Raw genomic sequence first — 22,597 nt, forward strand, 5'->3', positions numbered from 1 at the left:
TACTAAAAAGGACTACCATAGTTTATAGTAGTCCTTACCTTCATTGCACGGTGCTTTCTCCTGTTATCACCCAGCGGGAATTCTGTTTGAGCATATTTACTCGGACATGTACATTCTGTTCATGCTCTTCCCCGATTGCTGCGGCATCTGCTAAGCTATAATCTCTTGCCGTATATCGGTAATCAACCCGTAGTGTGGCTGTATTTGCCTCTGCACTTTCCACATCGACCCGGTCAAACGTTATTTGACTGACATCTAACCCTAGACCTTGAGCCAAGTATTCCTCTGCACGGCGCGCATGTTTTTCAAACAATTCCCCTGTATAGGCTTTCGCTAGTTTGAGGCGGAATGAATCGATATCTGAAGATTTCCAAGCTCCAAAGAAAATCCCGATATCTTGTTTATAGTCGGTAATGATTTGTTGTTTCAGTGAGCTCAACGCCGTGACATCTTTGTTGCTTACATTTTGATCGAGAGGAGGTGCATCGTTTTTTTGTACTGCTGAATCTGGACTTAGTGCATTTAGACCATCTCCATCCAAGGGAACATTATTTGCAGATAGAGCGTCCGGTGCCGTGTTTAAGACCGGAGAGGTTCCAGCTGGGTCACTTACTGTTCCCGAAACTGTTTGTATCTTGTCTTGGCCACGTAGCCTGGAAATAAACGAAGTGGGGGAGCTCGAATTCGTGAGTAAAGACACACCCAAGGTTCCAACTAATACACCGAGACCTAAAGCCAGAGCTCCAAATAAATAATTCATTTTACGCATATAAACCGCAATCTCCTTTAATTGGATTTTATGATTATTTTTACCAATTAAAGGAGGTATTAGACATTCACATTCCCGATGTTAGAAGTTGAACCATGAGCTGGCGAAAAAGAGGAAGGCCTGTCCCCTTGGGGCAGGCCTTCCTCTTTTCTATTCAATTTTTATTGTTTACCCAACAACTAAATTTGGTTTTTAACCTTGCAAAACAATACAAGATCATAGTAAGAGATTTAGTTGCCTATTCAATTCAGATTAATAAATCAAAAACTCTTATAAAATCAATCCTTTAAATTCAAATTAAGAATTTATATTGAGTCCAAGCTCCTCATGTTCTTAACAAAACATTATTGTAGCTATGTCTAATTTATTGTAAAGTTATAACTTAATTCAACAGCCATTGTGCACCTTGAACTATTCAGCGTATTTCTTATCGCCTACAATACTCTAGCTAAGCTTCATTTCATTCCTATTTACACTACGTTATCTAATGCCTGAATTATGTCCGTTTGGTTGCAAACGGCGTCGCCCCGTAGATTTTTGAATTTACTTCATTACGCATGAGATGCGCATCTAAATCGTGAATTTCTTGGTGGAACTGTTCGATCCGTGTTTTATCCTTTGAATCATAGGCATCGATTCCTCTGTTTAGAAGCACATCCAAGTAGCCTGTGAGCGCTGCTGCTTTAGAAACATTCGCTTCATTCTTGAACTGCTTGTCCAATAAGGTTTTATGAAACACAATATACTTCTTAAGATCTTCTTCATTCAACTGAGGGCCCGCAGCCGGCCCATAGAGATAACCGTCTACATATTCGTGGATGTTCCATGCGGCGCCAAAGATTAATGTTTTAGCATCATTGCCTAAGGCATTTTCGCCGAAGTACGTGGCCACAGATGGGGCTAAGTCAATTTGACTGGTGTCCGGTTCTCTATATTTATTTTTGGAACCGGCATTAACTTGCGGGGGTGGGTTAATCGTACTGGGTTCTGTCGCTGTCGGCGAGACTGTTTCAGGTGGCGCTGTGCCGTCAGGCAACACCGTGTCTTTAGCTCCATCAGTTGCCTTATTACCATCAACGGCTGGGGATTGAATGACTACCGAGTCAGTGATGGAGCTTTGTTGCCTAAAAACTTTCCAGACACTTGGGCCATAAACCCCTGCAGCAACTACAGCTCCAGCTAGAACCAACGTTCCAGCTAAGGTTGCTATCCTCTTTTTGTCCATTGGCATCAGTGGTTTCATTGATCTCTTCCCTCCTTAAAAATTCTTTTGTATTTTGGTACGTTAGTATTTTACCAATTTTTAGGAGAGAAGCTTGTCACTTTTGCTGTAGAGCTTGGCCCATTTTCCGTCCTCTATTTTTGAGAAATGCTAAGAGATTCCTTTCAGTACACAAATTTCGCGAAAATCAAGCAGCATTGTCCAAATAAATTTTTCGTCTCTTTTAGTCAATTTCAGATTTTAGAACCAAAGTCTTTAAATAGTTCATAAGCTCGTCCGAAAGATCCCCTCGGCGCAATGCATATTCAATCGTCGCTTCCACAAAACCCAGCTTATCCCCGACGTCATAGCGCCGACCTTCAAATTCATAAGCAAGGATTTCTTGATAGCGACCCAATTCCTTAATCCCATCCGTGAGCTGAATCTCGCCACCCTTGCCTGGCTGAAGAATGCTCAAAATATTAAAGATCTCTGGATTTAAGATATACCTACCCATTATGGCTAAGCGAGTCTCCGGAGCATCTTCCGAACGAGGTTTCTCCACCATATTCTTCGCTCGATATAGTCGATCGGCAAACTTTTCACCATCAACAATCCCATATTTAGACGTATCTTCCAGCGGAACCTCCTGGACCCCAACTATACTTGCTCCATAACGCTCGTAATGATTCATCATTTGGCGCAAAGCAGGCACTTCAGAATAGATAACATCATCACCTAGCAGAACTGCAAACGGTTCATTACCAATGAATTTTCGGGCACTGTAAATCGCATGTCCCAAACCCAACGCTTCTTTTTGTCGAACGTAATAAATATCAGCCATACGGGCAACATCTTGCACCAAATCCAAAAGTTCATCTTTGGAGTTTTTCTCCAAAAATCCCTCTAGTTCCATCGAGCGATCAAAGTGGTCTTCGATGGCCCGCTTATTGCGTCCTGTAACTATAATTATGTCTTCAATCCCGGATTGAATAGCCTCTTCAACAATATATTGAATGGTTGGTTTATCTACAATCGGCAGCATCTCTTTCGGTTGAGCCTTCGTTGCTGGTAAAAAACGAGTTCCCAGACCGGCTGCAGGTATCACTGCTTTACGAATTTTGCGCATCTTTCTACTCTCCTTTTAATACTACAATTTATTTTACCTCTAATGTATATATAAAAACAACTCAACTAATTCGTCTATTACCTAACAGGTATTCTTTCGACATTTAAATATCTATACCTGCTGTTTGTTAATAAAAACTGTAAAAAATTACAATAAAGACGAGGGTATTGTACCCTCGTCTTCCAAAACATACCTGAGCAGGTAATGCATGCTCCAAATTTGTTCTAACCATACTAAATCCATGAAAACGCTTAGACGCTTCTTGATTTACGGAATCATCGGCCTTGTCCTTGAGGTCGTCTATACAGGTTTGGCGTCCCTCCTCAAAGGGGACTTAAGCATGCAAGGGTTCACCTTCTTGGTGATGATTCCTATTTATGGTCTCTTGGTGTTCCTTGAACCCTTTCATACTCACTTACGTCCTTACCCCTGGTGGCTCCGCGGACTGGTCTATTTAGTGATGATCTGGTTAATTGAATATTTAGGTGGGTTTATTTTAGCCGAAATCTTAGGACATTGTCCTTGGTGCTACAGTGACCCTTTAAATGTTAAGGGATATATCACCCTTCGGATGGCTCCTGAATGGTTTCTTGTTGGCTTAGGTTCTGAAGTTCTCCATGATTACTTCGATGCCTTGCCTGTCGACATCTAATCGACTCAAATCTTGAAGTGCGAGATTAACTGCTTTAAATCCTTGGCCAAAACGTCTAGGCTTTCTGCAGAGGCAAATAATTCTTCGACAGAAGCGTTTTGTTCCTCGGCGGCTGCAGCTGTAGTTTGAGTACCTGCTGAGGTGGATTCGGCTTGATTTACAACCGTTTGCATACCGACTTTTATTTGTTCCCCGTCTTGTTGGACTTTCTGAACAGTAACTTCAATATCCTGGGCTAATCCAGCACTTTCTTCTACAGAATCGAGAATTACAGTGAATTGATGGGAGATTTCTTTTAAGTATGCGCTGCCTTGATTAACACTATCCACGCTAGTTTTCATCCCTTGATGAGCACTCCGCGAAGCCTGTTGCATTTCCTGTACTCTCTGAGAAATATCGACCAAGCTGGATTGAACTTGCTCGGCAAGTTTACGGACTTCCTCAGCCACAACTGCAAATCCCCGGCCATTTTCTCCAGCACGTGCCGCTTCAATTGCCGCGTTTAATGCTAAGAGGTTCGTTTGTTGCGCAATATTGTCGATAATTTGCACCGTCTTGGCGATCTCCTCTGATTTTTCATCCACATCTCCAATTACCTGGCTCAAACTGTGGACCTGGCTCTCAATTTCAGCCATTTGATTAACCACTTGTCCGAGGGCACGGTTTCCATCGCTAGAAAGTTCAGCAGAGCGCCTGGATGCACGACTTACTTTTCCGGCGTGCTGCTCAGTCTGCTTTAACTCATCAATCACTAAGCTCATCCGTTCATGGTTCTCTGTCATTTCCTTAACTTGCATTTGAGCATCGGTCGCCATTTCAGTCGCCGATGTCGCAACTTGTTCAGCGGCCTGAGATGATTGTTCGGCACCTTGGCGCATCTCTTGAGCGGTTTGTGCTACTTGATTGGCCATGTCGACCACTTTTGTCATTGTGCCCCTCAAAGAGAGTACCATATCACCGAAGGCCTTATGTAATTCTACTCCTTCATGGTTCCACGCTTTCCAAGGGGCCTTCTTTTTCCGAGCAATATCTCCGGCAGCTATTTCGTTGGCATTGACCACCAAATGGTGCATCATATTACCGAGAGCCCGGCTTAACACCCAGCCGATGACAATACTAACCAAGACATCAATTATGACAAGAATCACCGAAACAAACGAGGCTTTTTTGAAGATCTGGCTCGTAGTTTCTGTGCTGTGCGTATTCACTTTATCCAATCTAGAGTCAACCATCTTTTGGATAATATCTCCCGCCAACTGGTTTTTGGGTCCGGCTACTTCATACATATTGGCTAAAGCTTCATTTATTCTTCCATTTATAGCATCTTGAATCGTAACTTGAGATGATACTACATAATCATTCCAAGCGGTTTTAAATTTTTTCCATGACGCATCTTCTTCTGGCGACCTTGAAACAGCTTCGAACTTGGCAATCTCTGCTATCATTGAATCCTTTTTCTGATCTACTTTGTCTAAGAAATTCTGACGTTCTTGAGGATTACGTGCGCTAACTGCTAAGACAACATTTGTCCTATAGACCTGAGCATCAAAATGCATCTGCGAGAGTAAGTTCATGGGAACCACATCCTGCTGATAAACCTGATCCGAAGCATTATGCATTTGGGACATCCCATAGATCCCGATTGCTCCTACGACGCCTGCTGCCAAAGCAATAAACATCATTAAGGCCGTGACTTGGACTCCAAGTCTCCTATTTCTTAAATTCATCTCTTTCACTCCTTTAAACGAATTATTGTCTAACTTGTATAATCGTTCTTCTTCAGAAATCTAATCCCTATGTTTTCACTCCAAATAGATTATTAATTATGTTCTTATATGTTTTAATCACTAGTTATTAACCGTTCTTAATTAAAGCTTCACCGTGCATTCAGACTATTGAGATGAAAGATATACTACTGCCCTAAAATGTGTATTTCGACATAGAAAATGAATATTCCTGTCGAAATTTTTCATCCAATAAATAAAACTTGGCTGGCGCCCACACGAAGACACTGTCTTCGCACGTATTAACCCTTCTTGCAGACACTGTCTTCGCACGTATTAGCCTTCTTACAGTATGTAACGAAGTTATACTTTCTGATAAGTATAAAAAAACAAACCGCAAGAGCCATTTAAAACTCTTGCGGTTTGTTTTTGTTCTTTTCACTTAACTACTTCTTGGTTTCGTTAGTAGGTTCCAACTTCTCTAAGATCTGATCGACGAGACCATATTCTTTTGCCTCTTCGGCAGTCATGTAGTAATCCCGCTCTGTGTCTTTCTCAATTTTCTCTAACGGCTGGCCAGTTCTTTCCGAAAGAATTTTATTCATCTTGGCCTTGGTTCGGAGCAGCTGTTTAGCATGAATTTCAATCTCGGTCGCTTGTCCAGAAAGTCCGTGACCACCAATTAATGGCTGATGGATCAGAACCTCTGAGTTGGGAAGAGCGACCCGCTTCCCTTTTGCACCTGCTGTAAGAAGGAATGCCCCCATACTGGCTGCCATCCCAATACAGATCGTGCGGACATCTGAGCGTATATACTGCATGGTGTCATAAATGGCCATTCCAGCTGTGATCGAACCACCAGGGCTATTGATATACAGATTGATATCTTTTTCTGGATCTTCTGCTTCGAGGAAAAGCATTTGGGCTACAACCAGATTGGACACATCATCATCAATTGCACCCCCGAGAAAGATGATACGGTCTTTTAAAAGACGAGAGTAAATATCGTAGGAGCGCTCCCCACGATTGGTTTGTTCAACGACCATTGGGACTAAATAACCCATTTATAATTCCCCCTATTCGTCTTTATTATTTATTACTGCAATCCAACTTAGTATATTCTCACCGATTAATTTTATTTTAGTACAATGGTCAGTAAAGGTCAAATTTTTTAATCGAGAAAATAAGATCTACTTTCTACTCACTCTAAAAAGCTTGGCAAAGAAACCATAAATATTCTATATATGGTACATATTGTACTCTTCAGGAGCTCTCAATGCAAATCTATCTAGGCCTTAAACTTGACAAAGAATGTCGATCCATTCGGGCTGGTTTCCACCTTGATTTTAGCGTTATGCCGGGTAGCGATTCCATAACATACAGCCAAACCTAAACCTGTGCCTTTCTCCTTGGTAGTAAAAAAAGGAGTCCCTAATGAATCCATGATTTCTGGTGCAATGCCCTTCCCTTCATCCTGTATGGCTAGGACCACTTCATCGTCCTCGACTAGGGTTTTTATTACAAGCGCCCCTTCTTCCTCCATTGCTTCCAGCCCATTCCGCGTTAAATTGAGGATCATCTGGAGAATCTCTTTTTCGTCTAATAGTAAATCCGGGAGTACTCCTAATTCGGCAGTTACTAACTTGTCGCCACGAATGGCATCAACTTGAACAAGCGGTAAGATGCTTTCTATAATATCATTCAGATTATGCAGAGCGAGTTCTGTTGTTTTAGTACGACTTATCGATAGAAATTTAGTAATAATTGAATTCGCTCGATCAAGTTCACTTATCATGAGAGGAATATAATCGCTGTATTTATCGAAACTTTTATGTTCCTGGATGAGTTGCAAAAAGCCTCTGACGGTTGTCATCGGATTTCTAACTTCGTGACCAATGCTTGCCGCCATTTCACCGACCAGATTCATCTGATCCATCCGTGTCATTTCTTTCTCCAACTTCTTTTGTGCAGTAACATCCTTGACAATTGTTGAGGCACCAATAATTTCGCCATTATGACCCTTAATAGGTGACACCGTCAAATAAACATGAATAAACTTTTCATCTTTCCTTTGACGTATTGCCTCATAATGTGTCACGGGCATTCCGTGAAAGATAATTTGTAAAACTTTATCAAACTCAAGCTGTTTGTCGAGAGGAATTATTTTCTTAATCGGCTCCCCTATAATTTCCGCTTCAGAGTACCCGTAAATGCACTCTGCTCCTCTATTCCAGTCGATAATGATTCCATCAAGGGTCATCCCTATGATTCCATCATCTGTCGACTCAACGATCGATGCCAGTCGTAGGACCTTTTCTTCAATCTGCTTACGTTCTCCGACCTCTTTGATGAGCTGTTGGTTTATTCCTTCCAATTCTGTCGTTCGTTCTTTAACCAACCACTCAAAGTGACTTTGATGTAAAAATTCTTGAACCCTAAATTTATAAAGCGTAAACGATAAAAACCAAGCGATTATAATAATCAAGGACACATTGATATAATGACCTTTTAGAACATCTACATTAGGTTGTTGATGTGTTATTTCAAACATTATAATCAAATAAGAAATGGCATAAACGCCTATGCTCACTTTCGGCCTTAAGTTAAAGAACACCGCAATTACAAAACACCCTAAGATGTATACCGTCAATTGTCCATGAATTAGCTGATCAATCCATCCTGAAGTAATCGTACAAATGAACAAGCTAAAAAAAGCGAAGAAATTCTCATAAATTTCATGTATCCATTTCACATCATCTACAGAAGGGATCTTAGTATTCCAATAGAGGGCGGTAAATAATAGCATGCCTCCGCCTAATCCAAGATGTGAATAAAATAATAATTTATAACCCGGCGTACTCAGCCATAGACCCTTCTGATAATTACCATGATCCACAAATAAAAGGATTATATCACAAATAAGAAGTAGAGTAGCTAAAAGCCTAAGGCGAGGAAAATTCGTATAAATTTGACCTTTCCAGAATTCTTCCTCAAGTTCTCCCAGTAAATCAGCTCTGTTTCGTTTAATTAACCCCATCGTTCACACCCTGTTCCACTTTCTTAATGGAAACAATATTTACTTAACTTTTAATTCTCCAAAATTCCCGATAATCCTTCTTTATTTGCAAAAGCGTTTCAATGCTATACAGTACGCATAATCTGCTTAACCCTATTCATCCTCCTGAATATACTGGTATTATTAAGATCCATCCCCTAGAAGGTGGTCGATGCAGACGTGGATCAAAGCAAGGGGCAACTTCCCCCTTATCCTTATCCTTATCCGCCTTATTTTGGAACTTATCCATTAAGCCCAAGCTTTATTCAGGGGTATAAGCCCCCTGTTCCTAATGCGAATAATTGTGCCTCTCTCCAGGTTCAGATCTTTCCTTCGAACCAAGATGTTGATCTAAAGTATTGGATATCTCTATCTCCCGCGCTCCTTGGAGCAGCCGGGGCTTTTTTCCTGAGCCTCTTCTCAGGCAACAATCATTCGATTGAACGCTTTGAAGGGACCCTCTTTAAACTCACTCTTGTAGGGTACGCTATTGGTGCTACAGTCTCAGTTTCTTTTTACATTTCTCATATCATTACGAACTCTAAAACCCCTCACGATCATCTACTCTATCCTGTCGTGGGAGCCCTTGTTTCGATTATCCTACTCTTCGCTGCAGATTACCTTCTTCTTTATCGATTTTTCCCCTCCAGCTTTAAAGGTGACGTAGGAGATGACCTTTGCAACCAGCTCTTCTCGTTTTTATATTTAAGCACAACAACGATTGCAACTGCAGGTTTAGGAGACATTCTACCGGCTAATGTAACGGCACGTGCTTTGATCGCCACAGAAATATCTTTTTATCTATTTACCATGGCGACGGGAATTCAACTTCTTCTTGTTCAACATTAGTATAAAAATGATTTTGCCAAGTCCGGAAATCGTAAATTTGACAAAGCAAACTGAAAATACTACAAAGCTATTAGTTATAGATTTAGTAGTATTTCAGCTTGATTAGTTAAGTTTAAATTATATGTTTTGATCGCCGCTATGCAAAAAAAGCTAAGAGTCTAAAACCAGCAATTAAGCCTGCTGATATTTAGACTCTTTTTTAGACTCATATTCTTTTTACAAGAAAATGAACGGGAACTGACAAATAGGCCTTTTCACTTTGGTTTACGACTAAAACGACTTAAAAATGCTTTAATTCCCCCACTTTTCTGTGGCTGAGCTTCGACATTTAAGGTCTCTAATAAATTGCCATCTCCTGCCTGCGGGTTTGGCTGTTGGAATGTCCCACCTTGATACATTGCTGGGAAATTCATTCCCCGTTTCTGCATAAAACGTTCCAGACCTCGCATAGGCAAAGGATTTTGCGGCATATTTTGATTATTATAGAGATTAAACCGTCCTAACGGCATTTTCAACACACCTCCTCTTTATTTAATGTATTTTAAAATGGGCTCCTATTTAGGAGCCCACCCTTTTCTTAGTCACTTCTTAAAAGATAACTCCTAAAGCAATCAAGATTAAAATCGCGATCGCAATAATCCCTGCACCTACACACGATCCCCCACCAAAACCACCGCAAGCTCCACCATATCCGTACATATCCTTATACCTCCTTTTAATTTTAGGTTAATAAACGTTAGGGCTCTGAAGGTTTAGAATACAATGCCCATCGCGATAAGAAGCAAGATAATTACAACTACAATCGCGATACCAGCACCTACTCCACCACCAGCTACTCCGCCAGCTCCAAATGCCATTTTAAATCCCCCTTTCATTCTTAATACATCATACGCTTTTATTAATTCTAGTGTTCCATATTATTCCATTAATTACGGTTTTTTTATGTTTGTTCATTTCCTTCAAATCATTTAGATCTAAATAATTACGTCGATTAACCACCGGGTGTGACAGCTATAAAGAAAACTTGGCTGGCGCCCGAAGACCTGTCTTCGCACGTATTAGCCTTCTTGCAGCCTTGGCGAAGGCGGCTGCCTTAGTTGCACTTATGCGCTGGCCAAGGATGGCCGAGTGTCCCTGTAACCCGAAGACACGGTCTTCGCACGTATTAACCTTTCTTGCAGGATGGTGAGAAGGGACCTTCCAGAAAGTATGAAACAAAAAGTTATACTTTCTGACTAGTATAAAAAAATCCGCTATCCCAATAATATGGGATAACGGATTTCCTATAGTTGTTCAGCATAGTTCCTGATTATTTCACATTTACAATGCGTTTTCTCCTGTGGCTCCTGTTCTTATTGTATACGCATTTTCCACGGCAGACACAAAAATCTTTCCGTCTCCGATTTCCCCAGTTCGCGCCACTTTCGTAATGACTTGGATCACCTCTTCCACGTATTGATCCATGACTACAATTTCGACCTTCACTTTAGGAATAAGATGCACGTTATATTCTACGCCCCGATAAACCTGAGTCTGCCCCTTCTGTTTGCCACAACCAATTACCTGGGTCACCGTCAAACCATTGACTCCATGAGCGCCTAACGCATCTTTCAGGCTGTCCAGTTTTCCCGGACGGATAATCGCTTCAATCTTCTTCATATCCAACCCTCCCAACGAGATTTAGCTTTGTCTAAACTATAGTACTAGTTGAATCAGATAAAATCCGGATAAGCCTCTTCTCCGTGTAAGGACAAATTCAAACCGATTGCTTCCTGTTCCTCACTGACACGAAGTTTCATCACTAAGCCGATCACTTTCAAAATAATAAACGTAGCCACGACAGCAAATACCACTGTTATCAAAACACTTAGGGCTTGGATCCCTAAAAGTGAAGCATTTCCGTAGAACAACCCATCTGCACCAGCCGAATTGATGGTTTTAGTGGCGAAAATCCCAGTTGCCAAGGCTCCCCATGTACCACCAATCCCATGACATCCAAAGGCGTCTAACGCATCGTCATAGCCGAATTTCGCTTTCATTATACTGATGGCTAGATAGCAAACGATACCACCGACTAAGCCAATGAATATCGAGGAAAGTGGGGTTACAAATCCTGCGCCCGGGGTTATGGCTACTAATCCGGCAACCGCACCGCTGGCTGCCCCAAGCATGGTGGATTTTCCTCGATGAAGACGCTCGACCACTGCCCAGGCTACTGCAGCTGCAGCTGCAGCTGTGTTAGTATTCACAAAAGCCATACCGGCCAAACCGCTCGCACCCAGAGCGCTTCCAGCATTAAACCCAAACCAGCCAAACCAGAGGAGACCTGCTCCCAACACAGTCATTGGAATATGATGCGGTGCCATTGATTCTTTACCAAGCCCTTTACGTTTTCCAAGGACCAAAGCTACTATCAATCCTGAATATCCCGAACTGATATGCACCACGTTCCCTCCTGCAAAGTCCAACGCTCCAAGAGTCCTTAAGAAACCACCGACACCCCAAACCCAATGGGCTAATGGATCATAAACAAACGTTGCCCACAATAACACGAAAGCAATAAATGCCGGAAAACGCATCCGTTCTGCGAAAGAGCCACTGATCAAAGCGGGGGTGATGACTGCAAACATCATTTGGAAAGCCATAAAAACAATCGCTGGAATGGTTGCTGCATAATCAGGATTAGGATCTATTCCCACTCCATTTAATCCCAACCAATTTAGGCCTCCAATCAAGCCATGAATGTCTGGCCCAAAGGCCAATGTATATCCCACCAATATCCACTGCAAAGACATAAGGCCAATGACAATCCAACTATGCATGAGAGTGCTGAGAACATTCTTTTTACGCACCATACCACCATAAAAAAGTGCTAAACCGGGTGTCATAAGAAAAACTAGTGCTGTACAAATCATAATAAAACTTGTATCCCCAGTATCCATACCAATTCCTCCTCTTCAAAAAAATGGCGCTTTGAGCTACTCTTATCGAGTATCCTCAAAGCGCCATTGCTTTGCTTTCATGTTTTTCCTACCCAAGGGTCATAGGCTGTGCACACCTTATGTTTGGTATTCTAGCACGAAGATGAACGGTTTTGCAATAGTTTTTTTTAAGAATCCTGTATACGCGCTCTGTGAACTCGAACTTATAAGTCTTACGCTAAATTTAGACATTCACATCGGAGGAAAACAGAACATATTCTTATGTCTCTAGCTTAGCGAAAAATTTGTGTAATAAAGTTCATAAACGCTGGCGTGATGTAGGGGGTATAGACAAAATCTAAGAACAAAAACAGAATAAGTCCCACAACCCCACCGATCATGGAGCCATTGATCCTGATCCATTGGAGATCGTTACCCGCCTTGTCCTCAACAAATTGATTTAGATCCTGGTCTGTATATGCTTCAAGAGTCTCTCTAACCATGCAACCGATCATGTCATGTTCATTTTGGATCACCTGACATATGGTATCCACAATGAACCTATTAATTTTCTCCCGAAGTTCTGGATTATCCTGAATACTAACCCAGTATCTATCTACGAAAGACTGAACCACATGATAGAATTCATTTGGTTCAGAAGAAGTTAAAGGAGCGGCAACGACGTTCAGAGCTGGGCGAAGAATCGTTTCTAAAAATTCTTCCAACAACTCTTCTGACAATAAGTCCTCCTTCCAATGCTCAGCTTGTGCCACAAACTGGAAATTAGAGTTTAATTTAACTATCCCTTCCAATAAAGCATCCCTGAGATTGTCACGCAACGAATCCATCGGGTTTCTTAATCTTCGTAAGGTTAAAAGCAGCTCTACTTGCAAAGCATCTGCTGCTTCATCGAGGTTTAAGCCGTCGGACATTTCCATAAATCCCATCAAGGTGCGAAATATTGACCCCCCATTGCTTACTTTTTCCTCTTTAACTTCCTCAAGGTAACGCAGAATAACCAAGCGAGTTTCTTCGTCAGCGGCTTTATCCCACAATCTTTCAGCTAATAGGTCCAGCCCTTGATCGATATATCCATGCGCTAACGCCCACTCACTCAGGATTTGCACCTTTGGCGCCAAGTACCAAGTCTTGGCACCGCTGCGGAGGAACTTTGCTAAGCTCTCAGCAAGCTGGGATGGTTCCTGTTTTTCTGCATAACGACGGAGATAGGCCAAAGTCTTGTTAGTTAGATAAACCGACCCACCTGCTCTCTCGACATATTGAAAGAGTCCATCAACAAATGAAATCCTCTCGATTTTCTTACGGATTACATCCATGCGCAGCAATTCTGTCTGCACTATGCTCGCCACGGCTTCAATCACCTTTTCACGATTTCGAGGGATCAGGGCAGTATGATAACCCCAACCCAACGGTTTTTTAAAAATTGCCGTTACTGCAAACCAATCAGCGATTCCACCAACTAAAGCTGCTTCCGAGACAAAATATATTAACCTGATTCCAAACACATTAGGACTCATATATTCTAGCACTGCCGCACCTATGAAAAAGAGGAAAACGACGGTTAAAGTGATATTTGCTTTTTTATGATAGTTCATCGTAACACCATCCCGAGCAAGTAGATCAACATTCCAGCCAAACTGCCTACGATCGACCCATTAATCCGAATCATTTGCAGGTCATTACCAGCTTTGTCCTCAATCAGCTCAACTAGCATGTCATCCGTCAGCGGGTCCAGACCTTCACGAACCATTCGCCCGATTATATTATGATGATGACCAATCCGCTTTTGAAGAATATTTTTAACCTCTTCGTCCACTTTCAGCCTAAGGTCAAGATTATGTTCTAATCTCCCAAGGTATTCGTCCCAGTTGCCTCGTAAATCAGCACTTATAGTTTCAAGCATAGCAGGCAACTTTCCCGAGCTTGTCCTCAATAACCCGGCCGTTTGGCCCTTTACTTTTCTGTTTTCCAATACTCTCGTTACGGCAGTAAGGAAAAACCGATCGACCCTTTCTTGAAGTGAAGATTTCGTCTTGAGTTCCACGACAAAGTGAAGCAAGGAATCCTTCAGCCACTGCTCAACTGTACCGTCCTGTAAAGCTGTTTTGACCTTTTCTTGGAGACCGTGCGCCAGAACAGAGGGCGCAGGCAGGAACTTTTCGACCAGTTTCCGAGCAGGATTGTTTTCCCCATATCGTGTCAAGGCAGCCTCCATCATATCCGTTAGTGCATCACTGACTTCAATCTGATCCACAAATTCGTAGCTAGCCTGGCAGATGACCTTCAATAGCTGGTCGACATCTCCGTGTTCCACGGAAAATCTGATAACTTCAGCAAGAGTTTGCGAAAGATTCAAATTATCTATGTTTTGTTGAAACAAGCCCTGAATCTGTCGTTTAAGCCCATCCGGCTCCACATGGTTAACCATATCCTCAGCGAGATCCGTTAGTAAGAGGCCCACAGCAAGCTTAACCTCCTGCTTGCCAAAGACCCGAATGAGTACTCCAGAAAAATCCCAAGCGGATAGTTTGCGCTGAAGCAGGTCTTGCGACAGTAATTCATTCTGTACCATATCTGCCAAGGCAGAAAATATACGGTCTCGGTTCTGGGGAATAATTTCCGTTCGTAGGATTTTGCCTGATCTAATTCCCAAAGGCCGCCGAAAAAGCGCTGTCACTGCAAACCAATCGGCAAGCCCCCCGATCATTCCCGCGCTACATCCACTTGAGATGAGTCCGCCAGCAAAACTCCCATGAAAAGGATAACTTATTAAAAATCCTAGGGTAATCCCCCCCAGGGTGAGATTAGCAACCCGAGTATTATTTATTCTTTTGGCCATAATTTTTCACCTACATCAAAGCATTAATAAGAATCCAAGCTTACACTTTTGAGAGCACTCATAGACACAAACAGCGCCACACGGTTGACAGCTTCGCTCCAAACCCCCGTCGACCCAAGCCAGAGGAAGTTTCTCTGCTTAGAGAGCGCTTTAGTGGAATTGCGTCAATGAGCGCAGGTGATAAGGCGTTAAGAAACGCAACGGGACTTGTCCATGACTCAAACAGGACGTTTGAGGTTAGAGCACCGCCATGGATGGCAAGGTGCCGTGATGGACTGATGCCGCGGTGCCCGAAGACACTGTCTTCGCTCGTATTAGCCTTCTTGCAGGATGGCAAAGAGCGGCGCACATGCAGAAAGCCCAGAGGTTTTGCGTTTTAGCCTTAGCGACAAGCGAATAGCAATGGAACGAGTCGATCACGATAGTCTCCGGTGGAGACTATCGCCGAAGGCGCTGACTCACAACGAACACTTATCGCCGTAGGATGCAGAGACACTTCCTCCCTATTCTAGTCTATTTTTCATTCCTACACCAGTGAAGATTCAATCTTCGGGCTTAGTTTACTTCCGGCAACTAAAACAATCAGCACTAAAAATACTGCCCCCGTGATATATGGTAAGCCCATACCTATTTCAAAAAGGGCTCCGCCAGTAACCGGGCCAAAAACTCTTCCAAGACTGGCAAATGCCTGAAAAAATCCTAGGGAAGCTCCCTGGCCGCGAGAGTTCTGTTTCGTAACGAGACTTGAGCTGGTTGGCGTCATCAAGGAGTTACCCACCATAAAAACAACCGTCGAGATCACTAATAAAACAATGTGCCTGGATAATACAATCGAAATAAGCCCAAGCGAAGAGAGGAATGCGCCTGAGTTCACGAGTCTAGCCTCCCCAAACTTTTTAACCAATGGGCCAATAAGACCTCCCTGTACAATCACAGCGAAGATCCCGAGGATAGCAAACGTGATCCCCATTTCTTCAGGGCCAAAACCTACTTTATCTGCCGAATATAAAGCAAAGGTGCTTTCAAACATTGACATTGAGAAACTGATGACGAAATTGAAGGCGAATAGAGCAAACAAGGGATCCTTCACGACCGCTAAGGTAAGTCTAGGCCTCCTGCGACCGGGAAGATCCGAACGCTTCAGAGATTCTGGCAAAAATCTCCAGGTGAAGGGTAGCAGAAGCAAGGCTAACCCTCCCGCAACGAAGAATGGTAAAGAGAAACTATAAAGACCAAGCCAACCGCCTATAGCAGGACCAAAAACCATTCCCAGCCCCATCGCAGCACCCAGCATACCCATTCCTTTCGAACGATCTGCTCCTTCCGTAATATCGGCTAAGTAGGCCATTGCTGTCGGCAAGGTTGCAGAAGAAACCATGCCCGCTAAAGCGCGGAGTCCAATTAATAAATAAAGGTCGTTGATCATCCCGAACATTAAAAATGTCACACCATATCCACCAAGTCCAATAAGAAGAACTGGCCGACGACCAATGCGATCGGATAGCCTACCCCAAATCGGAGCAAAAATAAACTGCATGATGGAATAGACAGACATAAAAATCCCCAAGGAAAGGGCTCCTCCGCCTAACTTTTCCACAAAGAACGGCAAGATTGGAATAACGATTCCGAATCCAACCATAACCAAAAATTGAATAATGAGCAGGATTGTCATTGGGCGCATGATCTTCTTTCGCATTCCGATTAAGCTCCTATCATTTATATCATTTTCTCTCTGAAATCAGCCTTAACAAGGTATCCGATCGTCCCCTTTTTGGAGTGCTAAATCTTCTAACACAATGTTCATCTGTTCTAAGGACCTATTTAGTTCGCTCACCTGATTAGCATCAAGCTTCTCATAAATGCGTGCGAACTTTGTTTTTCTTTCTTTCTCGAAGGATTTTAATGGCTCAATTCCCTTAGGCGAAAGTTGGATTAAGACCATTCGGCGATCTTCCTCGCTACGGATCCGTGTAATGAGGCCTAATTTATGAAGTCGATCCACAAATCCTGTGACTGCCCCCAACGTAATACCGAACTGTTGGGCAATGTCCGACGGTGTACAGGTTCCACTACGTTCTAGATATTTTAAGAACATCATCTGATGCATGGATAAGTCACTCTCTTCAGGCATCAGAAAGCATTGATATTTCTTCCAAACCATTCTGAATAAATGGTCAGTCTCTTCCATAAGAGCAACTTCTTTTTCCTTGATCACTCGTATCACTCCTTTAATGGTGAGAGTGTTGCGACCTCAACCACAATTATTAATTATAAGTACCCTAAATAGTTTATGTCAATAAGTATCTCTTCTATAATCAGTCATTTAGTGTTTAGTCTTTTGAGTCCTCTCCCCCTCAACCTTAACTCAAAAGACTCAGTCTCGCATTAGGAGTCTGAGTCTTTTATTCCTCACTTCATCATTCCCTTAGGTTACCAATGTATTTATTTTGGGTTGTCCGCTTCGAACGAGCAACCGTTCGGTATCCCTACCAGCGTACTAGATTTAATTCTTAAGAGTAACCTCACTGGAGAATCATTCAATATTATTTTGTCGGATACTCTGAGATGTATACGTAAATTCATATAACAATGGGAATAGTAAACACAGTTATTGATAAAGGAGGATTCCCATGTGTGACAACGCCTCAATCAAAGACCCCTATCGCCAACTTGATGAGTATATCGACACACTCCCCTATAAAAAGGAAAACCTTATCGGAATCCTGCATCAAGCTCAAGAACTCTTCGGATACCTGCCCGACAAGTTGCAATGGCATATCGCTCAAAAGCTTGACATCCCTTCCGCCAAAGTCTATGGGGTCGTAAGTTTCTACTCCTTTTTTACTATGAAGCCCCGGGGGAAACACGTTATTAATGTATGTATGGGCACCGCCTGTTTTGTACGAGGTGCTGAGAAACTACAGGCCGAACTAGAAAAACAGTTGGGGATTAAAACTGGACAAACCACTGAAGACAATCTCTTTTCCTTAGATTCTCTACGCTGTATTGGAGCATGTGGGCTGGCCCCAGTTATGATGATCGATGGAAAAGTCTATGGACGTCTTCATGAACCGGAAGAGATTAGACAGATCCTCGAAAAATATCGCCTGGAAGCGATGCCCGAGGCGTGAGGCGCGATGCACGAGACTTGAAACTTGTACTCGAACTCGAACTTCAAGCTTCGATTAAGTACCATCACTAAAGGAAGTGAAGCCATAAATGAAACTAACAAGTATCAATGAACTAAATGCCTTAAAAACACAAAACCGCGTTCTCCTTGAAAACCGTCGCCTAACACACCCTGTCACGACAAAAGATGCTCTAGGCATGCCCAGAAATGTTTTGGTCTGTGGCGGGCCCGGTTGCCACTCTTCAGGCAGTCCCAAAATCGCTGAGCTCCTTGAAGAGGAACTGAACCGGCGAGGTTTATCCGAACAGGTTAAAGTTTTCCAACCAGGCTGTTTTGGTTTTTGCGAAAAGGGGCCGATGATTGAGATTCACCCTGACAACACAACCTACTGTGAGGTTTCCGCCCCAGACGTGGCTGTCATAGTAGAAGAGCATCTTATTCAGGGAAACCAAGTAGAACGCCTTCTCTTTATGGAGCCGAGTACTAAAAAACGTTTTGCTGCTGACCTCCCCTTTTATCAGGGCCAACTTCGCATTGCTCTCCGTAACGTTGGCTATATTGCCCCTGAAAACATTCTTGAATATATAGCTGCCGACGGCTACCAGGCCTTGGCTAGCGTCCTTCTTAATAAGAATTCTCTCGAAGTCATCGACACGATTAAAAAAAGCGGTCTGAGAGGACGAGGTGGCGGCGGATTTCCTACCGGCTTAAAATGGGAATTAACACGTAAAAGCGAAGCCAAACAACGATATATCATTTGTAATGCCGATGAAGGAGACCCGGGCGCCTTTATGGACCGCTCCATTTTAGAAGGAGACCCCCATAGCGTTTTAGAAGGCATGCTCATTGCAGGCTCTGCGATCGGGGCTAGCCATGGCTTTATCTATGTCCGAGCAGAATACCCAGCAGCCATTCGCCGTTTGCAAATTGCCATAGGGCAAGCTCGGGACTATGGGTTGCTTGGGAAAGGGATTTTAGGCAGTGATTTTTGTTTTGACATTGAGCTTAAATACGGTGCCGGGGCCTTTGTCTGCGGTGAGGAAACTTCTCTGATGCATTCCATCGAAGGGGCTAGAGGAGAACCTTCTGTCAAACCGCCCTTTCCTGCCGAAAAAGGGCTATGGGGGAAACCAACTTGTGTCAATAATGTGGAAACACTTGCCAATGTCCCACCCATTATTCTCAAGGGAGCGGATTGGTTCGCCAGTATCGGGACGGAAAAAAGCAAAGGAACGAAAGTGTTCGCCTTAGCAGGTAAGGTTCAGAATGTTGGACTTGTGGAAGTCCCCATGGGGACAACTCTCCGGCAAATTATCTTTAACATGGGCGGCGGAATCAAACGACATAAGACGTTTAAAGCCGCACAAACCGGAGGCCCTTCTGGCGGTTGTATTCCGTCCAAGTATTTGGATACCCCCATTGATTATGAATCCTTAGCCGCAATTGGCTCGATGATGGGCTCCGGCGGACTCATCGTCATGGATGAAAGTGATTGTATGGTCAATATTGCCAAATTTTTCCTGGAATTTTCTGTGGACGAATCCTGTGGACGCTGTACTGCTTGCAGGGTCGGCACGAAACGTCTTCATGAAATTCTAACGAAAATAACGGAAGGCAAAGGGACGTTAGATGATCTGGATAAACTAGAAAAGCTGGGCAAAATCATTAAGGACACCTCCCTTTGCGGGCTAGGACAAACTGCTCCCAATCCTATTCTGTCCACGATAAAGTATTTCCGTGACGAGTACCTGGCGCATATCCTCGACAAAACCTGTCCAGCGGGCGTTTGTAAAAGCTTATTAAAGTATCACATCACCGAAAATTGCATTGGATGCACCCTTTGCGCCAAGAAATGTCCAGCTAATTGCATCACCGGTACAGCCAAGGAGCGTCACGTTATTGACGAAGAACGTTGCCTAAACTGTGGGGCATGCATGGAGCAATGCCGTGTCACCGGTGCTATTATCCACCATTAAGGTACCCTTCTTATTAGAATGCGTGGGCATAAGTGCAACTAGGCGGCCGCTGGCCATGGATGGCCGAGTGTCCCTGTAGCCATGACTCGAACAGGACGTTCGAGGTTAGAGCGCTGCCAAGACGATAAGCGGACGAGCTTATCGCCACACTGCAACTCATTACGCATACTCCTGCAGTGTGGATTGGCAAAGCGCCGTGATGGCGAGAAGGGACCGCTTTTGCAAGCTGCAAAGAAGGCTAATTCGTGCGAAGACAGTGTCTGCAAGAAGAGTTAATACGTGCAAAGACTGTGTCTGCGAGAAGGGGTAATACGTGCGAAGACAGTGTCTGCGAGAAGGGGTAATACGTGCGAAGACAGTGTCTTCGTGTGTGAGCGCCAGCCAAGTTTGCTTTAAAGGAGGACTCTGTATGGATATACAACTGACCATCAATGATATACCCCTTTCCGTACCTGAAGGAATGTCCATTTTAGATGCAGCCCGCACCGTAAATATCGACATTCCGACCTTATGCTACCTCAACCTTCATGAAATGAACATGAACAATCACATTGCTTCTTGCCGAGTCTGTGTGGTTGAGGTTGAAGGACGGCGTAATTTGGCTCCCGCTTGTTCAACTCCTGTGTTTAGTGGGATGATTGTAAAAACAGATACACCACGTGCTATCCAGGGAAGACGGACAATGGTTGAACTCCTACTATCTGACCATCCTAAATCATGTCTAACCTGTTCAAAAAATCTGGACTGTGACCTTCAAGCCCTCGCTGCAGATTTGGGAGTGCGCAATATTTCCTACGAAGGTGAAGAATCTGAGTATGAGATTGATAAATCGAGTTTAGCTATTATCAGGGATCCGAACAAATGCATTCGCTGCCGCCGCTGTGAAACAATGTGTAACGAGGTTCAAACTGTTGGTGTTTTCTCTGCGGTGGGGCGCGGTTTCGAAACGGTTGTTAAGACGGCTTTTGATTTACCTCAGCATGATACCTCTTGCACCTTCTGTGGACAATGTGTCGCAGTATGCCCCACTGGAGCTTTGATGGAGCTGGATCAAGTCGACAAGGTTTGGAAAGCCCTTAGCGATCCCACACGTTTCGTCGTGGTGCAAACAGCTCCGGCCGTACGGGTCGCTCTGGGAGAAGGATTTGGTTTAGAACCGGGAACAATTGTTACCGGCAAAATGGTTGCCGCTTTGCGGCGACTCGGTTTCGACCGTGTATTCGATACAGATTTTGCAGCGGATGTGACAATAATGGAAGAGGCCTCAGAGCTGGTTCATCGCCTAAAACACGGTGGACGGTTACCGATCCTGACCAGTTGCTGTCCAGCCTGGGTCAAATTCTTTGAGCATCAATTTCCGGACCTGTTGGACATCCCTTCAACCTGCAAATCTCCCCACCAAATGCTCGGAGTCTTGACCAAAAGCTATTATGCAAAAACCTATGGGATAGATCCTCAGAAAATCACCGTTGTTTCAATTATGCCTTGCATAGCCAAAAAATACGAAGCTGCCCGCCCGGAGCTGGGGCAAGACTCGGTCACTCCGGATGTGGACATTGTCATCACCACCCGGGAACTGGCTCGCATGATTAGAGAAGCTGGTATTCATTTTACTAACCTCAAAGATGAAGAGTTTGATCACCCCTTAGGTGAATCAACCGGTGCTGCTGTAATTTTCGGGACAACAGGTGGTGTCCTCGAAGCAGCCCTGCGCACTGCTTATGAGGTGCTAACCGGCGAAACTCTGGAAAAAGTGGAGTTTGAAGCTCTCCGAGGAATGGATGGAATTAAGGAAGCGGTTATTCCAATCGCTGGGCGCGATTTTCGGGTTGCGGTAACGCATGGCCTGGGACATGCCCGATATATTCTGGAAAAAATCCAGACTGGGGAAGCTCATTACGACGCGATTGAGATTATGGCCTGCCCTGGGGGATGCATCGGAGGTGGTGGACAACCTTATCACCATGGAAATGTTGAAATTCTTAAAGCCCGTGCCAATGCCATTTATCAAGAAGACCGCTCCAAGCCCTTGCGTAAGTCGCATGAAAACCCAGCGGTCCTCGCTCTGTATAAGGATTTCATTGGCGAACCTTACGGAGAAAAGGCGCATGAATTATTACATACCAGCTATACTCAGCGTAAGAAAATATAAGGTTAGGTTCATAAACAAAACACTACCCGTTTTGGGGTAGTGTTTTGTTATCTAATTTTTCTTTTTATGCCTGAAACTTCTTCTTCAAGAGTTTTTTGATTTGCTTCTATTCCTCTAACATCAGCCGATAAATTTTTTAAGATACTAGATATAAGTCAATCTTATTATTTACATTTTTA

At 43.5% G+C, this 22,597-nt stretch carries 20 protein-coding genes; 6 read left to right on the forward strand and 14 right to left on the reverse strand.

The window, feature by feature from the left end:
* Positions 1-40: 40 nt before the first annotated feature.
* The 3 genes from DOT_RS09035 to galU form a co-directional block, all read right to left on the reverse strand.
* On the reverse strand, positions 41-769 hold the full coding sequence (locus tag DOT_RS09035) for a hypothetical protein (RefSeq protein ID WP_009617361.1): 729 nt from the start codon (positions 767-769) through the stop codon (positions 41-43).
* A 496-nt stretch (positions 770-1,265) separates the two neighbouring features.
* On the reverse strand, positions 1,266-2,000 hold the full coding sequence (locus DOT_RS09045; protein WP_040411723.1) for a hypothetical protein: 735 nt from the start codon (positions 1,998-2,000) through the stop codon (positions 1,266-1,268).
* Between the two features lie 214 nt (positions 2,001-2,214).
* Positions 2,215-3,099: a UTP--glucose-1-phosphate uridylyltransferase GalU gene (gene galU / locus DOT_RS09050; RefSeq protein ID WP_009617367.1), complete on the reverse strand. Its 885-nt coding sequence runs from the start codon at positions 3,097-3,099 to the stop codon at positions 2,215-2,217.
* Between the two features lie 208 nt (positions 3,100-3,307).
* Between galU and DOT_RS09055 the strand changes: the two genes are divergently transcribed.
* Complete coding sequence (locus DOT_RS09055) at positions 3,308-3,751, forward strand: membrane protein (protein ID WP_009617369.1); 444 nt, start codon at positions 3,308-3,310, stop codon at positions 3,749-3,751.
* Positions 3,752-3,756: 5 nt separating this feature from the next.
* Here the strand turns inward: DOT_RS09055 and DOT_RS09060 are convergent, their stop codons facing one another.
* From DOT_RS09060 to DOT_RS09070, 3 genes are all read right to left on the reverse strand, one after another.
* The gene (locus DOT_RS09060; RefSeq protein WP_009617371.1) at positions 3,757-5,478 is read right to left on the reverse strand and encodes a methyl-accepting chemotaxis protein; all 1,722 of its coding nucleotides are present in this window, start codon (positions 5,476-5,478) and stop codon (positions 3,757-3,759) included.
* A 443-nt stretch (positions 5,479-5,921) separates the two neighbouring features.
* A complete protein-coding gene (clpP, locus tag DOT_RS09065; RefSeq protein ID WP_009617372.1) occupies positions 5,922-6,539 on the reverse strand; it encodes an ATP-dependent Clp endopeptidase proteolytic subunit ClpP in 618 nt (205 codons plus the stop codon).
* Positions 6,540-6,763: 224 nt separating this feature from the next.
* The gene (locus DOT_RS09070; protein ID WP_009617374.1) at positions 6,764-8,512 is read right to left on the reverse strand and encodes a PAS domain S-box protein; all 1,749 of its coding nucleotides are present in this window, start codon (positions 8,510-8,512) and stop codon (positions 6,764-6,766) included.
* 198 nt (positions 8,513-8,710) lie between these two features.
* Between DOT_RS09070 and DOT_RS09075 the strand changes: the two genes are divergently transcribed.
* On the forward strand, positions 8,711-9,379 hold the full coding sequence (locus DOT_RS09075) for a hypothetical protein (protein WP_009617375.1): 669 nt from the start codon (positions 8,711-8,713) through the stop codon (positions 9,377-9,379).
* 254 nt (positions 9,380-9,633) lie between these two features.
* Here DOT_RS09075 and DOT_RS09080 read toward each other — a convergent pair whose 3' ends face one another.
* The 5 genes from DOT_RS09080 to DOT_RS09105 all read right to left on the reverse strand — a co-directional run bounded on the left by DOT_RS09080 (position 9,634) and on the right by DOT_RS09105 (position 15,160).
* The gene (locus DOT_RS09080; protein ID WP_009617389.1) at positions 9,634-9,888 is read right to left on the reverse strand and encodes a hypothetical protein; all 255 of its coding nucleotides are present in this window, start codon (positions 9,886-9,888) and stop codon (positions 9,634-9,636) included.
* A gap of 811 nt (positions 9,889-10,699) precedes the next feature.
* The gene (locus DOT_RS09090) at positions 10,700-11,038 is read right to left on the reverse strand and encodes a P-II family nitrogen regulator (RefSeq protein WP_009617395.1); all 339 of its coding nucleotides are present in this window, start codon (positions 11,036-11,038) and stop codon (positions 10,700-10,702) included.
* Positions 11,039-11,091: 53 nt separating this feature from the next.
* Positions 11,092-12,321, reverse strand: coding sequence for an ammonium transporter (locus tag DOT_RS09095; RefSeq protein ID WP_009617397.1), 1,230 nt, complete (start codon positions 12,319-12,321; stop codon positions 11,092-11,094).
* A 272-nt stretch (positions 12,322-12,593) separates the two neighbouring features.
* A complete protein-coding gene (locus DOT_RS09100) occupies positions 12,594-13,916 on the reverse strand; it encodes a DUF445 domain-containing protein (RefSeq protein ID WP_009617399.1) in 1,323 nt (440 codons plus the stop codon).
* Entirely contained in the window at positions 13,913-15,160 is a 1,248-nt protein-coding gene (locus DOT_RS09105) for a DUF445 domain-containing protein (RefSeq protein WP_009617401.1), read from the reverse strand. The genes DOT_RS09100 and DOT_RS09105 overlap by 4 nt, the downstream gene beginning before the upstream one ends.
* Before the next feature lie 167 nt (positions 15,161-15,327).
* Here DOT_RS09105 and DOT_RS29655 point away from each other — a divergent pair, with 167 nt between their 5' ends.
* The gene (locus DOT_RS29655) at positions 15,328-15,540 is read left to right on the forward strand and encodes a hypothetical protein (RefSeq protein ID WP_139024174.1); all 213 of its coding nucleotides are present in this window, start codon (positions 15,328-15,330) and stop codon (positions 15,538-15,540) included.
* Between the two features lie 146 nt (positions 15,541-15,686).
* Here the strand turns inward: DOT_RS29655 and DOT_RS09110 are convergent, their stop codons facing one another.
* Together DOT_RS09110 and DOT_RS09115 are read right to left on the reverse strand one after the other, a co-directional pair.
* Positions 15,687-16,856 carry a tetracycline resistance MFS efflux pump gene (locus DOT_RS09110; protein WP_040411713.1) on the reverse strand — a complete coding sequence of 390 codons (1,170 nt, stop codon included), beginning with the start codon at positions 16,854-16,856 and terminating at the stop codon, positions 15,687-15,689.
* Positions 16,857-16,904: 48 nt separating this feature from the next.
* Complete coding sequence (locus DOT_RS09115; protein ID WP_009617404.1) at positions 16,905-17,375, reverse strand: MarR family transcriptional regulator; 471 nt, start codon at positions 17,373-17,375, stop codon at positions 16,905-16,907.
* Positions 17,376-17,790: 415 nt separating this feature from the next.
* On the opposite strand from DOT_RS09115, the gene nuoE reads away from it, so the two are divergent.
* A complete protein-coding gene (gene nuoE / locus DOT_RS09120; RefSeq protein WP_009617405.1) occupies positions 17,791-18,291 on the forward strand; it encodes an NADH-quinone oxidoreductase subunit NuoE in 501 nt (166 codons plus the stop codon).
* A gap of 88 nt (positions 18,292-18,379) precedes the next feature.
* On the forward strand, positions 18,380-20,266 hold the full coding sequence (locus DOT_RS09125) for an NADH-quinone oxidoreductase subunit NuoF (RefSeq protein WP_009617407.1): 1,887 nt from the start codon (positions 18,380-18,382) through the stop codon (positions 20,264-20,266).
* 38 nt (positions 20,267-20,304) lie between these two features.
* Here DOT_RS09125 and DOT_RS32325 read toward each other — a convergent pair whose 3' ends face one another.
* On the reverse strand, positions 20,305-20,433 hold the full coding sequence (locus DOT_RS32325) for a hypothetical protein (protein WP_282433449.1): 129 nt from the start codon (positions 20,431-20,433) through the stop codon (positions 20,305-20,307).
* 242 nt (positions 20,434-20,675) lie between these two features.
* Between DOT_RS32325 and DOT_RS09130 the strand changes: the two genes are divergently transcribed.
* Positions 20,676-22,418 (forward strand): NADH-dependent [FeFe] hydrogenase, group A6, encoded by a 1,743-nt coding sequence (locus DOT_RS09130; protein ID WP_009617408.1) that lies wholly within the window; start codon positions 20,676-20,678, stop codon positions 22,416-22,418.
* The last annotated feature ends 179 nt before the right edge of the window (positions 22,419-22,597 follow it).

Source organism: Desulfosporosinus sp. OT, assembly GCF_000224515.1.
GTDB lineage: Bacteria > Bacillota > Desulfitobacteriia > Desulfitobacteriales > Desulfitobacteriaceae > Desulfosporosinus.